The sequence below is a fragment of the Aquitalea aquatilis genome (assembly GCF_005155025.1).
Lineage (GTDB): Bacteria > Pseudomonadota > Gammaproteobacteria > Burkholderiales > Chromobacteriaceae > Aquitalea > Aquitalea aquatilis.
Genome location: NZ_CP039731.1, coordinates 3,688,341 through 3,702,190 on the forward strand (window position 1 = coordinate 3,688,341; position 13,850 = coordinate 3,702,190).

Genomic DNA, 13,850 nt, shown 5'->3' on the forward strand with positions numbered 1-13,850 from the left:
AAGGCTGGCTGCCCGATCCGTCGGGTGACTACTGGCATACCGCTTCTGTCTGCAGATAGCCCTTGTTCTTGCGGACGCCGGCGTCTTGCACCGGACTGGTGTAGCTGAAGCTGCACTGCTGTCGGGCCTGTGCGCCCCAGCTCACGCGCAGGGCCTTGCCTTCCTGACCACGCAGGAAGGTGCGACCACCCTGCCCCACCATGGCCAGCTCGGTACCGTCGGCCTGCTGCACGCTGGCGCCCACCGGCAGATTGTCGCCATTGCTCTGCCGCAAACGGACAATCATCGGCTTGCCCTGCTGGGTGGGGAATTTCACCATGGCGATGGCACCGGAGCGCGGTGCCAGCTTGCTGGAGGTTTCCTGCAATTCCACGTCTTCACTCATGCCCTTGGGGTCGAGCGTGATGTCGTTTTGCCGATACGGCATCAGGTTGGTGACCACGGCATAGCCCTTGCGGTTAACCTGCACGCCATTGACGTTATTGACCATGGCACCTTCCGCGCCAGGCGCTTCGATCACCGCGATGGATTCGCCCAGTGACTGCGCTGCCGTCACCCCACCGGGGTGGAACACCAGCGCACCGCTCACCCCCAGCGATTGCTGTGAGGTGTTGCCCATGCTGCTGGCCCCTGCCGAGAAGGTAGCGACCGAGGTGGCATATTGCAGATTGCCACCACCGCCGGTGCTGCTGTCCTTGCCGTTGAACTGGTTGGCGCTGGCATAGGCGTTGTAGCTGATATTGCGCATTTCGCCGGCCGAGCCGCTCAGCGACAGCTGCTCGCTGCCATTGTGTTTGCTGTCGCGGGTGAGGCTGGCGGTGAGCAAGGGTGAAGTGGGCTGCTTGCCCAGCGGAATCGATACGCTGAGCATGTACTGGGTGGTGTTGTTGTTCTGCGAGTCCTTGCTACGACCTGCCGACACGCTGAAGCTGCCCCATTTGTAGCTATTGGAATAGCCAGCCTGGTAAAGCAGGTCACGCCCCGGCTGGTTCCAGTAATCCTGAGTGGAACCACTGACAAACACATGGCCCCAGCCCTCGGCCAGCGGCTGGTCGACATTGAGCTGGAACTTGTTGCGCGTGCGGTAGACCACGCTGCTCTGATTGATCAGCGCGGCGTAGCTGTTGAACTCCAGATAGCCCTCGGTCGAATAGCGGTAAGCGGCCACGGTGAAGTTGGTGCGGGTGGCTTCCAGCAGCTTGCTATAGGTGACACGGTAACTCTGACCGGTCAGCTGCGAGCCCAGGCCTGCCGAAGCGGGCAGATCGCGCGCCTGCGACTGGGTGACATCGGTGGCCAGCGCACCAAACGGCGTATTCAGCGCCACGCCCAGCATGCCGGCCTGGTAGTGCTCGGCTGCAATCACCCCACCATAGACGGTGACGGTATTATTCAAGCCACGCTGATAAGTGGCCTGGATAAATTTTGGCTGGGTGTTGAGGCTTGCATCGCGCAGCTGACCCGCCGTGATGCTGTAGCGCGACTGACTGGCACGCAGCAACTGCGGCACCGCGGCATACGGCACCACAAACTGGCGGGTGCGGCCATCGGCCTCAGTCACCGTGACATTCAGGTCACCTGCATAGCCGGTGTTATACAAGTCGTTGATCTGGAACTCGCCGGGCGGCACGGTGTTTTCATAGATCAGATTGCCGTTCTGGCGAATGGATACGCGGGCATTGCTCTCGGCCACACCGCGCACCACCGGCGCATAGCCCTGCATCGATTCCGGCAGCATGCGGTCGTCGGAGTTGATCTGTGCCCCGCGGAAACCCACCGAACTGAACAGATCGGACGGCGTAAAGCTGTCGCCCACCGTCAACACCGATTGCCATGCCGTCAGGTCGTGCTGGGCATAGGCAGAAATACTCTGGTAATGGCGTCCGTCGCCAGACTGGTTCTGGTAGCTCTGCTGTGTCAGCGCCGCATTATGGCGCAGCCGCCACTCGCCGATATTCAGCCCGGCATTGCTGCCCAGATAGTACTGTGTGGTCTTGCCGACGCTACCGTTGTCATAGCGATAGGCATTGGCGTTGTAATTGATGAAGCCGGCAAAGGGTGCACCGGCATCCCAGTATTGCGGGTCCACATAACCACGCGCATGGCTGTGGACATACAACTGGGGAATGCTGACATCCAGCTTCAGATCGGAAGCATTGAAGCTGCTGCTTGCCCCCGGCACGATGGCACCGATCTCATGGCAGCGGCTTGCGTCTTGTCGGGTCAGGGCGTCGCTGTCTTGCAGGCGGCTGAAGTCCACACCCATTTCATCCAGCATGGCGCGGTTAAAACAGGCCACCACCTTGTGATCATCCCGCTCGCGCAGCACGACATCGCGCCGTCCCAGCCAGCCCATATTGACGAACACATCGGCACGATAAGTCCCCGGCAGTGCCGCACCATTGCCGCTGAAGCGCGACAGATCCAGCGGCTTGCCATCCGGAGTCTGCCCCAGAAAGGCGGGATTGAACTGCACATCGTTCAATGCCACGACGCCGTCCGCCGGATTGGTATCGGCCGCCCAGGCTGCCCCCGGACTGAACACGGCGATCAGCATCAGGCTCAATGGTTTGGGTATCCAGCAGGCCGATGCCTGTCGGCTAGGATTTTTTATCATGGCAGCACGCTATCTGGCATGAACCCGGCCGGCACAAACGACATGCGTCGCGGCGGCCCGGTCCTGATTGATCAAGGTTTCAGCTGCAGGCTGTGCGCAACCGGAGCACCAAAATCATTGATGCTTTCGTAGAGCAGCGCGGCCTCGCCGGTGGGGCGCGCAGTCAGCCCCTTCAGCTTGAAATCGGCACTGCCACCGGGTGCGACCATGCCACCCTCGCTGCGGTATTCATGACCACCCAGCTGGATGGCACTGAAATTGAGCGAGACATGAAAGGCACTGGCATTGCTGGCGCGCAAGGCGTAGCCAAGCTTTCCCCCCAGGGAAACCAGCTGCCAGCTGAGTTTGTCTGCCGCATCATCCGGATTGCCGGCCAGGCCGGCCGGGCGATAGAACAGCTTGAGGCGGGAGCGGAAGGCCACCTGCACATAGTTGTGCTGCTCGTTGCTGGCCTTGGGCAGGGGCGGAATATCCAGGATATTCAGCCAGAACACCGACTCGCGGTCTTGCGGCACGCTATCGCCGGTAAAGGTCAGGCGCACCGTTTGCGCCTTAGCCGGGTCCACCCGGAAAATCGGCGGCATGATCAGGAAGGGCGCATCGGCCGTGGTGGGTTCGGACTTTTCATTGCCACGATCTGCCCACGCCTGTACCAGCGCCGGGTCATGGCCAACATTGTCCATCTTGATGGTGACTTCGCGATCATCTGACTTGTAGATGATGCGTGTACCGGTAATCACCACATTGGCCTGCGCGGCGGATGCCAGCAACATGGCCATGCTGGTGAACACGACTGCCCCGAGTTTTGCTATTTTTTTCATTCTGCACCTGCCTCAACGATTGCCCTGGCGATCCGGGGAGGCACTCCCCAGACCACCGGGCGGGTGCTGCTTAGTTGTAAATCATCGAGTACTGAACACTGGTATTCACCGTACCCGCGGTGGATGCGCCACCGGTGGCGATGTACTGGGCGTAGTAGTTCATGGTGCCGGTCTTGTTCGGCGAGCTGCCGGACAGGGTGACGGTTTGCGAGTTGGCGCTGGTGGCAACATTGATCGGCTGGAAGGTATTGTTCAGCAGCTGTACTTCCACATTGGTGGCCATGCCGGAACCGCTGGCATTGAACAGGTTACCGGTGCTCTGGTCCACCGTGGCACCCAGTTCGAAATGGGTCTGGGCACTGGTGCCGTTACAGTTGCTCAGGTTCAGCGCAAACGGGGTGACACCGGCAACCTGGCCGGCAGTAGCCAGCGCAGAGGTGGACACCGTCGGCAGGGTCACGGTGACGTTGCTGCCACTGGTGCCGGTGATGGTGCAGGTATTGGCCGTGATCTTGCCGTTGATGGTAATGGTGCCATCCGCTGCCAGCGCGCCAGCAGAGTAAATGCCCAACCCGATTACCAAGACAGAAACAATCTTTTTCATTTTCTAAAACTCCATCGCATTAACAGGGCAGCACACTGCCCCAGACAGAACGCCAGCCTGGCGCCCTTCCCCGCAAGCTTCCACCGCCACTGCGCAAGACGCAGTCAGCCAGAACACTCGCAAACCACCCGCAACAGCCTTGCCACCCGCCTCAGCACCATGACAATGGTGTCGAGCGAATTAGATATTAAATGTTTAAGCTGTTGTTATTTACAATTGTAAGCTCAGCATCTTCATGTTGAAAAGAATTTTCTTGAAAGTGTTGTAATTTTTCCTGTCAAATATGACAAAAGCTAGATTGCACGGGGGTGCTGCAAGCAGAGCCACCATTTCAAGCCGCTGATTTTTAATCAAATCATTCAGTTGCCTGCCAGCGAGGACACACAGCCACAACCGCAGCCGCAGCCGCTGCTTTTTGTGGCGTGGCGAGTCAGCAGCCGTGCGTTTGTACATTTGGCAGGAAGCAAGACAAGGAAAATGCATGCAGAGGCGCTGATGAAAACCAGGAAATGAACCGAAATGCAGTGCCTGACAAAATGCGAACACTTAAGGAGGCTTGCCTTGCCAGGAGCCACTGCCGGCCGCCCGTGGGCAGCCCGAGGCTGGAGGTGCCAGACAAGCAGCACCCGCGCCATGCCCGGGGCGTGCGCCAGGGCGGCCATTTTGCGCAGGGCATGAAGTTGGCGTATCCTGACGGCCATTGATGGTGCCGGCAACGCCGGTGAAAAGGGAATGCAGTGCAATGCTGCAACTGCCCCCGCAACTGTAATCGGTTAGGTTTTGCGCATCATGTCACTGGCTGTCTTGGCTGCATCCACCAGCAAGACACCAAGCCGGGAAGACGCGCAACGCTGCTGGAGCCGGAAGTCAGGAGACCTGCCATCATCGTCTGTGAGCGCGCTTGTCATGCAGCCGGGGGGCTGTATAGAGAGTCCGCGCCACTTTCACTGTGGGTCATCCTCATGCACATCATGGAAGGCTATTTGCCGGCCAAGCACTGTCTTGCCTGGTATTCCGTTTCTGCTCCTTTCTTTGCCGGCGGTGTCTGGCACATACGCAAAATCCTGTCGGAACGTCCGCAAGCCAGAATGAATCTGGCCGCTGCCGGCGCCTTTGCCTTTGTCTTGTCTGCCCTGAAAATGCCCAGCGTGACCGGCTCCTGCTCGCACCCCACCGGTACCGGTTTTGGCGCGGTGGTATTCGGGCCGGCGGTGATGGCGGTGCTGGGGGCCATGGTCTTGCTGTTCCAGGCCTTGCTGCTCGCCCATGGCGGCCTGACCACGCTCGGGGCCAACCTGTTCTCCATGGCCATCGTCGGCCCCTGGGTCAGCTATGGCTTGTGGAAGCTGGGGCAGCGCCTTGGCTTGTCGGTGGCGGTGTCGATGTTTCTTGCCGCTGCGCTGGGGGATCTGGCCACATATATCACCACCTCCATCCAGCTGGCACTCGCCTATCCGGACCCGGTGGGTGGCTTCATGACTGCCGCCATCAAGTTCGGTGGCATTTTTGCGCTGACGCAAGTGCCATTGGCCATTGCCGAGGGCATGCTGACGGTGGTGGTGATGGATGCGCTGGCCGGCAAGGTAGCCGATATCAGAAAAGTCAGCATTCTTGCCGGGGAGACACGCTAATGGCCAAGTCATCCCGTAGCAAATGGCTGCTGTTGGGCACGGTCGCACTGCTGGTGCTGCCGCTCTTGCTGGTCGAAGGCAAATTTGCCGGCTCGGACGATCAGGCCACCGCCGCCATTACCCACGCCAAGCCAGGCTACCAGCCCTGGTTCTCCCCCATCTGGGAGCCGCCAAGCGGCGAAGTGGAAAGCCTGCTGTTTGCCTTGCAGGCCGCCATTGGCGCTGGCGTCATCGGCTACGTCATCGGCAAACGCCAGGGACTGGCCGCCCGCGATGAAGCTGAGCATTGATCACTATGCGCATCTGAGTCGCTGGCGGGAAAGGCCGGTGCTGGAAAAGGCCCTGCTGGCTATCGGCATGTTGCTGCTGGCCATCAGCCTGCCACCCTGGCCGGCCGCCCCTTGCATCATCGCCAGCGTACTGAGCGTGACGCTGCTGGGTGCAAGAGTGCCGTTGCGACTCTGGTTGCGCTATGCCCTGATACCCGCCGGCTTCCTGCTGACCGCCGGGCTGAGCATGCTGTTTGATGTCAGCCGCCACGGCCTGAGCTTGTCCCCAGCGGCGCTGCCAACGGTATGCGGCCTGCTGCTCAGATCTTTCGCCGGAATCTGCTGCCTGCTGCTGCTTGCCCTGACCACCCCGGTCACCGATATCCTGGCCAGCCTGCGCAAAATCGGCCTGCCGCGCGAGATTGCCGAAATCAGCCTGATCATGTACCGGCTGGTTTTCCTGCTGCTGGACACCGCCAGCGCCATGCATACGGCACAGGCCGCGCGACTGGGACAAAGCAATCGCAAGCAACAGCTGCGCTCGCTCGGCCTGCTACTGGCCAATCTGTTTCCACGCGCCATGGATCGGGCCGGCAGGATGGAAAACGGCCTGGCCGCCCGCGGCTGGAACGGCGAATTCAACGTCCTGCGGCGCACGCAGCCGCTATCCCTGACACGCCTGACATGGACCAGCCTGTTACTGGGTAGCGTAGTGCTGGTCGGAACCCTTTTTTCATGAACACCATTCTCAGTGTCCAGCAGCTTGGCTATACCTTTCCTGGCAATGTCATTGCGCTGTCAGGCATCAATCTTTCCATTCAACGGGGCCGCTGCCTGGCCTTGCTCGGGCCAAACGGCTCGGGCAAGAGCACTTTTTTGCAGCATCTGAATGGAACCTTGCGGCCGGATCATGGCAGCGTGTTGCTGGAGCAGGAGGCCGTGACCTACTCGCGCCAGGGGCTTAACCGGCTGCGCAGCAAGGTGGGCCTGGTCTTGCAGGATGCCGATGACCAGCTGTTTGCGGCCTCGGTATTTGAAGACATCTCGTTCGGGCCATTAAACCAGGGGCTGGAGGCCGCCGCCGCACAACAAAGAGTAGAGGAAGCAATACGGGCCATGGGCCTGGCCGGGCTGGAAAACCGCCCGCCGCACATGCTCTCCGGCGGACAAAAGAAACGGGTCGCCATTGCCGGCGCATTGGCCATGGCCCCGGAGGTGCTGCTACTGGATGAACCCACCGCCGGGCTGGATCACGAAGGCATTGCCCAGCTGATTGAAATCCTGCAAACCCTGATGCAACAAGGCATCACCATCGTGTTTTCCACCCACGATGTCGATCTGGCCTGCGGGCTGGCGGATGATATCGCCCTGTTTGCTGCCGGGCGGGTCATCGGCTTTGGCGAGCGCCGCCAGATCTTGCTGGACAAGGACATGCTATTGGCCGCCAAACTCAGCCCCTCCCTACTGCTGCAAATGGTGGTCTTTGCACAGGACAAGGGCCTGCTGGCCGCCGATGCCGTCATGCCGCGCACTGCTGGCGACATCATGGCGTTGGTCGGGCAGTGGCAGCACGAATCTCATCAAACAAACCTGGCCGACTGAAGAGGTGGCACGCATTGAGCCGCCAGGTTTAAGCCTGCCACCGCCATGGCCGGCGGCTTTCCTTGTCAAAAGCTGTTCATAGCCTGCTGCGCTGCGGTGATACCGTGTTAAAAGCGCCTGCGGAATGCTCATTGACTCCAGGCAAACTCCGCGTCCTTAGTCGTTCTCGCCTTGTCTCACTCTCGCTCGCGACACTCGGCACAGGCTTTCACATCCGGCCGGCCGGGGTAAACACGAGTGGCCCTGCCCTGCCAGCAGGCTGACTTCAAAACGGTGGATGGCTGCCCGGCTATGCCTACCTGCAAATGGGCATTGCATTTATATCGTAGTGCGATATATTTAAATGACAGCACTGCTGTTTACCAAGGAGACTGTCATGAGCCCGCTTAGCCCCCTGCGCATGCTGTGGTCGTCAGGCCATAGCTGGGACACCCTGTCCCAATCCCATTCCTCGGTTTCGGCCAGTTTTTATCGCATCGTCCTACCCGGCTCGCTGCTGGGTACGGCCATGCTGCTGTTTGCCGCCAGTTACCATGGCAATGTCTATGCCCCAGAAGTTTCCTTCACCCACTGGCTGGTGGTAAGCCTGTTATTCATGGTCACCAATTGGCTGGCCGTGCCGCTGATGGCCTGGGTCATCCGCCAGTCGGTGCATGCGCCCTCGCGCCCGGCATTTGCCGACTGCTATCGCCTGGCCGCCATTGCACCTGTGCCCATCTGGCTCTCCACACTGACCCTGCTGCTGCCGCTGCCCCTGTTCAATATGGCCTGCGGCGTGATCGGCCTGCTGGCATCGGGCATGCTGCTCTATCACGGACTGGATGCCTTGTTTGAACATGACGACTCAGTCAGCACCCAGTCCATGGCCTACACGGTGTTTTCCGTGGGTGCACTGGTGTGGCTGTTCGTGGTGGCCTTGCTGATGACGCCGCTGCTGTAGGCCAGCGGGCAGCAGCTTGCCGGCGGACCGGATATGTTAAGGTAGCGCATTACCATTGCCCTGCCCGCCCATGTCCAGCCCGCTTTGCAAACAGGATTTTGAATATCTGGCCGATTTTCGCTACCGCTTGCGCCAGTTCTTGCGTTTCAGCGAGGAGCTGGCGCAAAGCCATGGCATCACGCCATTGCAATACCAGCTGCTGTTGCAGGTTCAGGGTTATCCAGAGCGCGACTGGGCCACGGTGGCCGAGTTGGCCGAAAGGCTGCAATCGCACCATCACAGCGTGGTGGGATTGATCAATCGCTGCGAGACGCAGCAACTGGTACGCAAATCCCCCGGCCGAAACGATGGCCGTCAGGTGGAAATCAGTTTGCTGCCCAAGGGGCTGGAACTGGTGGAAAAACTGGCCCAGGCCCATCGCGATGAATTGCTGATGCTCAAGGATCTGGCAGACAGCCCATCGACGGATTTGCTACTGAATATCCAGCAAGCACTCAAGACCGGACAGTAATCAGGCCATTCATTTACATCGCAATGCGATATTATAGCCACCCCCCCCATCCTGGCTGCGACCGTGCCTGACTTCATGAAGCAACTTCTTCACTACTTGCAGGGCTTTGTTCCCCCCACCCTGGGCGCTGGACGCCGCGAACGTCTCTATGGCTGTATTGGCGCCGGCCTGGGCCTGCAAGTGACCGCGCTGTTGAGTCACCTGATGCTGGGCCAGATCAATCCGTGGTTCATTGCGCCCATGGGGGCATCTGCCGTCTTGCTGTTTGCCGTGCCGTTCAGTCCCCTGGCCCAGCCCTGGTCCATCATCGGCGGCAATATGCTGTCTGCGGCCATTGGCGTCAGTTGTGCCCGCTACATTGGCGACCCGGTGCTGGCAGCCAGCATGGCCGCTGCGCTGGCCATTGCCGCCATGTTCCAGCTGCGCTGCCTGCACCCGCCTGGCGGTGCAGTCGCCATGACCGCCGTACTGGGCGGGCCGGCCATCAGCGCGCTGGGTTACCAGTTTGTGTTGTGGCCAGTGGCGGTCAACTCTGCCCTCATGCTGGGCATGGCCTTGCTGTTCAACAATGCCTTGCGCCGTGGCTATCCGCACCGTCCGCAGCCGGCGAGCAACGCGCACCACACGGCCGACCCCCTGCCCAGCCAGCGCCGTGCCATCAGCCAGCAGGATTTGCACCAGGCGCTGGCAGCGCATGGCGAAGTACTGGATATCAGTGAGGAAGATTTGCTCGCCATTTTGACGGCGGCAGAAGAACAGGCGCAGCAGCGCCGGCTGGGTGGCATTCATTGCGCCGACATCATGTCACGCGATGTGGTGAGCATAGGTGCACAGGCCAGCCTGCAAGAGGCCTGGGACAAGCTGGCGCATCACAAGATCAAGGCGCTGCCGGTCATCAGCCCCATGCAAACGCTGGTGGGCATTGTGTCACTGCATGATTTTTTCCTGCCGCGCCATGGGCAGGCAGCGCATCTGCCGGGCAGCACCGGCTGGGAAAGCAGTACGGTGGCCGACATCATGACCAGCCCGGTACGCCATGTTGCAGCCCTGCAGCCCATCACCGCCTTGAGCCAGGCTTTTTCCGATGGCGGCCTGCATCACATGCCGGTGGTGGATGCCGATGGCAAGCTGTGCGGCATCATCACCCAGTCCGACCTGATTGCCATTCTGCTGAAAAACTGACTCAGTCCGCCGAGCCCTGCAGGCGGTCGGCGTCCAGCAGCACGATTTCACGGCCATTGACTTCAATCAGCCCGCCCTCGCTCAGCTGGTGCAGCATGCGCGAGAAGGTTTCCGGCGTCAGGTTGAGGCGGGAGGCAATCAGGTTCTTGTTCACCGGCAGCGTCACTACCGGCAGTGGCCCGCGCTGCGGATCGACATTTTGCAGCAGATAGCCGGTCACCCGTTGCAATGAGTTTTCGATGGAATAGCGCTCCACATCGCGTACCAGACCATGCAGGCGCATGGCCAGGCCGGCCAGCAAGCGGCGGGCAAACGCGGCATCGCGTTCAATCGCCTGATAAATGGCTTCTGCTTCCACCTTCAGCAAAAAGCCGTCTTCCAGAAACTGTGCCATGACCGGACAGGGCCGCCCCAGAAACATCACCGCCTCGGCAAAGCTCTGCCCCGGATGAATGATTTCCATCACCTTTTCGCTGCCCTGCGCCGAGGAAAGGGCCAGCTTGACCCGGCCATACACCACCAGAAACATGCCATCGCAGGGGTCGCCCTTCTGGAACACGACCTGCCCCTTTCCCCCGCGTACTTCGTGGGTGAAAGGCACCAGCGCCTGGATCTGCGCTTCCGACAGTTCCTGAAACAAGGGCTGGTGACGCAAAAAAGAAGGGATATCAACTGTAGCCATGGTCATTTCCGTATGCCAAACCGGGTGGATAACAAGCGGCGCCATCTCCAGCCGGCCGATACCGCCCACGCTGGCGACTATAGGCCACTGGCCTTAAAGCCACCATGCGTAGTAAGCAGGGAGTGGGCTAGTTCTACCGGCGTAGTCCGGCCAGCAGGTGGCAGGCCGGAGCGAGGGCATCTATCTAATGGCTGGTGCCTTCCGAGCGGTTGACCTTGTTGAATACATTGTATTTGCCGATGGGCTTGGCCATGGGCAAGGCGGCCACTTCGCGCAGGGTTTGCGCATCCACCACGATCAGCTCGCCCGGATTTTCCATCACCGACACCAGCGCATAGCGGCCATCACGGGTGAATTCGACGTGGGCGGTAGTCTTGCCCGGTCGCAACACCAGCTGGCGCACCACGCTGAGCGTGCGCTTGTCGATGATGGACAGCGTGTCCTTGTGCGCGCTCATCATGGAATCGGCCCAGGCATAGGGCGTGTTTTCATGGCTGCGCAGGAAGAAGCCCGGCCCCGGCAGCTGCACTTCCTTGATCAGCTGCCAACTGTCCATGTCGACGAAACTGAGCTGGCCGCCCTTGAGATTGGGCGTGGCCATGATGCGGTGGCCATCGCGCTCGAAGCTGATGCCCGAGCCCAGGTGCGGCATGCCCAGCAGCGGCAGGTCGGCCACCTTGCTGCGCGCATCCAGGCTGATCACCTGCGCCTGGCCGCTGCGCGAGGCACCCAGCACATGGCGGTAGGACGGATCGAAGTAGAAGTCGTCCAGCACCATGGACAGCGGCGTCACCCGCGGGGTGAGGAAACCCGGCTGCGCCAGCGCCTCGCCCATTTTGTAGTCGTGCACCAGGCCGGGGTAAACCGGCTCGGCATGACGGTCGTAGCTGATTTCCCACAGCTCGGGCACATCTTTTAACGCCACCACAAAGCTGTGGCGCGGTGCGGCTTCGTAAACGGCGGATACCCGCGACGGGCGGCCGGCGGCATCACGCACGGCAATGGTCTTGACCGGGGCCAGACCGTGGGCATCCAGCAGCACCAGTGTCTGCGGCAGGGTGTTGCCGGCCAGAATCCAGTTGCCGTCATCCGATACCGCGATATTGCGGGTGTTCAGCCCCACGCGGATGTCCGCCACCACCTGCAAGCTGTACAGGTCGTACTGGGTCACCCAGCCATCGCGGCTGGAAAAATAGACAAAGCGGCCATCGGGCGAGAACTTGGGCCCGCCATGCACCGCATAGTGGCTGGCAAAACGGGTGATGGGCAGGAAGCGATCGCCATCCAGCACCGTGACATGGTGATCGCCCGCCTCCACCACCACAAACAGGTTGAGCGGATTAGCTGTGTATTGCGGCTTGGCCGGCAGGCTGGACAGTGCCACCGGCTGGCGGTGCGAGGCGCGCATGTCGGCCTCGCTCCAGCGCGGCGGCGTGGCCGGGGCGCTTTGCACATAGGCGGTGAGCTGGCTGATCTGCTCATCAGTGAGCTGGCCGGCAAAACCGGCCATCTGGGTGGCGGTGCGGCCCTGGCGGATGGTGTTGCTGATCTCGGCGGTTTTCAGCCGCTCCAGACTTTCCGGCAGCAAGGCCGGGCCCATGCCGCCCAGCCGGTCTGCCCCATGGCAGCTTTGGCAATGCTGGCCGTATAACTGCGCAGCCGGCGATGGCTCGGCTGCGGAGGCGGCATGGAGTGGCAGGCTGAGCGCCATGCCCAACAAGGCTAGCCAGCGTTTGATCATGCTGTCTCCTTCTGCCAGGGAGTGAGCGGTGCCAGCGCATGCACGCCGCTGGCGACGCCCACTTCTTCGTCGCTCAGATAACAGGCCGGGTCTGCCGCCCAGAAATTGCCGGTCAGCTCCCAGGCGCGCACCCGGGTATTGCCATTGCAGATGGCCAGATGCTGGCAGGCGGCACAGCGCCCTTCCACCGGCCGTGGCGACTGGCGCAGACCAGCCATCAGCGGGTGGGATTCATCCTGCCAGATGGCGGAAAACGGCCGCTGGCGCACATTGCCCAGTGTCACCTTCCACCACATGGTGTCCGGGTGCACATTGCCCAGATTGTCGATATTGGCCACGTTCACCCCGCTGGCGTTGCCCCCCCAGGCCAGCAGACGCTGACGCAGCTGCGCGGCCTGCTCCGGGTAATGGCGCGCGGCCCAGTGCAGCAGGTACACCGCATCGGCGTCGTTGTTGCCGGTGACGAAATCACGCGGCTTGCCAGCGCGGATGTGTTGCAGACAGGACTCGATCAGCAAGTCCATCGCCCAGCGGGTGCGCGGCTGGCGTGCGTCGTCGGCCCGGTGCTTGTTGCCGCGTCCGGCATAGTTGAGATGGGAGAAGTAGAATTTGTCGATGTCCTCCACCGCCAGCAGCTGCAATAGCGCCGGCAGGTCATCGGCATTGTCTTCGGTCATGGTGTAGCGCAGGCCCACCTTGAGGCCGGCATCGCGCGCCAGGCGCATGCCGCGCAAGGCCAGCTCGTAGCCACCGGCCAGGCGGCGGAAGCGGTCGTGGGTGGCACCGATGCCATCCAGGCTGACGCCGACATAGTCGAAACCGACCGCGGCCAGCGCAGCAATATTGTGCTCATCAATCAGCGTGCCATTGCTGGACAGGCCGACATAAAAACCCATGGCCTTGGCGCGGGCGGCCAGCTCGAAGATATCCGGCCGCAGCAGCGGCTCGCCACCGGACAGGATCAGCACCCGCACGCCAAAGGCATACAGATCGTCCATCACCGCACAGGCTTCGGCAGTGGACAGTTCGCCCAGGAAGTCTTTGTTGGCTGAGGTGGAATAACAATGCTGGCAGGTGAGATTACAACGGCGGATCAGGTTCCAGATCACCACCGGGCCGCTGGGTTTGCCACCGCGTGCGGGTGTGGCAGCCGGGTCCAGCAGGCTTTGCAGATAGGGTGTCAGGCGCAGCATGAAAGGCTCCGGCAAGGGTGACGGCAGACAGTGTGCGGGGACAAGCGGGCCATGCTC

13 protein-coding genes and 1 riboswitch are annotated in these 13,850 nt (G+C 61.2%); of the genes, 7 read left to right on the top strand and 6 right to left on the bottom strand.

Going from position 1 to position 13,850, the window contains the following annotated elements; genetic code table 11:
* Positions 1–28: 28 nt before the first annotated feature.
* From FAZ30_RS17240 to FAZ30_RS17250, 3 genes are all read right to left on the bottom strand, one after another.
* A complete protein-coding gene (locus FAZ30_RS17240; RefSeq protein WP_246043437.1) occupies positions 29–2,557 on the bottom strand; it encodes a fimbria/pilus outer membrane usher protein in 2,529 nt (842 codons plus the stop codon).
* Between the two features lie 131 nt (positions 2,558–2,688).
* Entirely contained in the window at positions 2,689–3,438 is a 750-nt protein-coding gene (locus tag FAZ30_RS17245; protein WP_137009919.1) for a fimbria/pilus periplasmic chaperone, read from the bottom strand.
* Between the two features lie 70 nt (positions 3,439–3,508).
* Positions 3,509–4,042 carry a fimbrial protein gene (locus FAZ30_RS17250; RefSeq protein ID WP_124643924.1) on the bottom strand — a complete coding sequence of 178 codons (534 nt, stop codon included), beginning with the start codon at positions 4,040–4,042 and terminating at the stop codon, positions 3,509–3,511.
* Between the two features lie 687 nt (positions 4,043–4,729).
* Positions 4,730–4,940: riboswitch (cobalamin riboswitch) on the top strand.
* Between the two features lie 64 nt (positions 4,941–5,004).
* Between FAZ30_RS17250 and FAZ30_RS17255 the strand changes: the two genes are divergently transcribed.
* The 7 genes from FAZ30_RS17255 (at position 5,005) to FAZ30_RS17285 (ending at position 10,177) form a co-directional block, all read left to right on the top strand.
* Complete coding sequence (locus FAZ30_RS17255; protein ID WP_124643923.1) at positions 5,005–5,673, top strand: energy-coupling factor ABC transporter permease; 669 nt, start codon at positions 5,005–5,007, stop codon at positions 5,671–5,673.
* Complete coding sequence (locus FAZ30_RS17260) at positions 5,673–5,963, top strand: energy-coupling factor ABC transporter substrate-binding protein (protein ID WP_124643922.1); 291 nt, start codon at positions 5,673–5,675, stop codon at positions 5,961–5,963. Before FAZ30_RS17255 ends, FAZ30_RS17260 begins: the two co-directional genes overlap by 1 nt.
* Positions 5,947–6,681, top strand: a complete 735-nt coding sequence (gene cbiQ / locus FAZ30_RS17265; RefSeq protein WP_124643921.1) for a cobalt ECF transporter T component CbiQ — start codon at positions 5,947–5,949, stop codon at positions 6,679–6,681. The genes FAZ30_RS17260 and cbiQ overlap by 17 nt, the downstream gene beginning before the upstream one ends.
* Entirely contained in the window at positions 6,678–7,544 is an 867-nt protein-coding gene (locus FAZ30_RS17270) for an energy-coupling factor ABC transporter ATP-binding protein (RefSeq protein ID WP_124643920.1), read from the top strand. The genes cbiQ and FAZ30_RS17270 overlap by 4 nt, the downstream gene beginning before the upstream one ends.
* Positions 7,545–7,920: 376 nt before the next feature.
* On the top strand, positions 7,921–8,484 hold the full coding sequence (locus FAZ30_RS17275) for a YIP1 family protein (protein WP_124643919.1): 564 nt from the start codon (positions 7,921–7,923) through the stop codon (positions 8,482–8,484).
* 70 nt (positions 8,485–8,554) lie between these two features.
* Positions 8,555–8,995, top strand: coding sequence for a MarR family transcriptional regulator (locus FAZ30_RS17280; protein WP_124643918.1), 441 nt, complete (start codon positions 8,555–8,557; stop codon positions 8,993–8,995).
* 75 nt (positions 8,996–9,070) lie between these two features.
* Complete coding sequence (locus FAZ30_RS17285) at positions 9,071–10,177, top strand: HPP family protein (protein WP_124643917.1); 1,107 nt, start codon at positions 9,071–9,073, stop codon at positions 10,175–10,177.
* Position 10,178: 1 nt separating this feature from the next.
* Here FAZ30_RS17285 and FAZ30_RS17290 read toward each other — a convergent pair whose 3' ends face one another.
* From FAZ30_RS17290 to nirJ, 3 genes are all read right to left on the bottom strand, one after another.
* Positions 10,179–10,859, bottom strand: coding sequence for a Crp/Fnr family transcriptional regulator (locus tag FAZ30_RS17290; protein ID WP_124643916.1), 681 nt, complete (start codon positions 10,857–10,859; stop codon positions 10,179–10,181).
* A 184-nt stretch (positions 10,860–11,043) separates the two neighbouring features.
* Complete coding sequence (locus tag FAZ30_RS17295) at positions 11,044–12,600, bottom strand: cytochrome D1 domain-containing protein (RefSeq protein WP_124643915.1); 1,557 nt, start codon at positions 12,598–12,600, stop codon at positions 11,044–11,046.
* A complete protein-coding gene (gene nirJ, locus FAZ30_RS17300; RefSeq protein WP_124643914.1) occupies positions 12,597–13,793 on the bottom strand; it encodes a heme d1 biosynthesis radical SAM protein NirJ in 1,197 nt (398 codons plus the stop codon). Before nirJ ends, FAZ30_RS17295 begins: the two co-directional genes overlap by 4 nt.
* Positions 13,794–13,850 lie beyond the last annotated feature (57 nt).

What these genes read in the sequence shown, in the direction of transcription:
- FAZ30_RS17240 (WP_246043437.1), bottom strand. Translation starts at nt 2,557, where the DNA reads ATGCTGATCGCCGTGTTCAGTCCGGGGGCAGCCTGGGCGGCCGATACC.
- FAZ30_RS17245 (WP_137009919.1), bottom strand. Translation starts at nt 3,438, where the DNA reads ATGAAAAAAATAGCAAAACTCGGGGCAGTCGTGTTCACCAGCATGGCC.
- FAZ30_RS17250 (WP_124643924.1), bottom strand. Translation starts at nt 4,042, where the DNA reads ATGAAAAAGATTGTTTCTGTCTTGGTAATCGGGTTGGGCATTTACTCT.
- FAZ30_RS17255 (WP_124643923.1), top strand. Translation starts at nt 5,005, where the DNA reads ATGCACATCATGGAAGGCTATTTGCCGGCCAAGCACTGTCTTGCCTGG.
- FAZ30_RS17260 (WP_124643922.1), top strand. Translation starts at nt 5,673, where the DNA reads ATGGCCAAGTCATCCCGTAGCAAATGGCTGCTGTTGGGCACGGTCGCA.
- cbiQ (WP_124643921.1), top strand. Translation starts at nt 5,947, where the DNA reads ATGAAGCTGAGCATTGATCACTATGCGCATCTGAGTCGCTGGCGGGAA.
- FAZ30_RS17270 (WP_124643920.1), top strand. Translation starts at nt 6,678, where the DNA reads ATGAACACCATTCTCAGTGTCCAGCAGCTTGGCTATACCTTTCCTGGC.
- FAZ30_RS17275 (WP_124643919.1), top strand. Translation starts at nt 7,921, where the DNA reads ATGAGCCCGCTTAGCCCCCTGCGCATGCTGTGGTCGTCAGGCCATAGC.
- FAZ30_RS17280 (WP_124643918.1), top strand. Translation starts at nt 8,555, where the DNA reads ATGTCCAGCCCGCTTTGCAAACAGGATTTTGAATATCTGGCCGATTTT.
- FAZ30_RS17285 (WP_124643917.1), top strand. Translation starts at nt 9,071, where the DNA reads ATGAAGCAACTTCTTCACTACTTGCAGGGCTTTGTTCCCCCCACCCTG.
- FAZ30_RS17290 (WP_124643916.1), bottom strand. Translation starts at nt 10,859, where the DNA reads ATGGCTACAGTTGATATCCCTTCTTTTTTGCGTCACCAGCCCTTGTTT.
- FAZ30_RS17295 (WP_124643915.1), bottom strand. Translation starts at nt 12,600, where the DNA reads ATGATCAAACGCTGGCTAGCCTTGTTGGGCATGGCGCTCAGCCTGCCA.
- nirJ (WP_124643914.1), bottom strand. Translation starts at nt 13,793, where the DNA reads ATGCTGCGCCTGACACCCTATCTGCAAAGCCTGCTGGACCCGGCTGCC.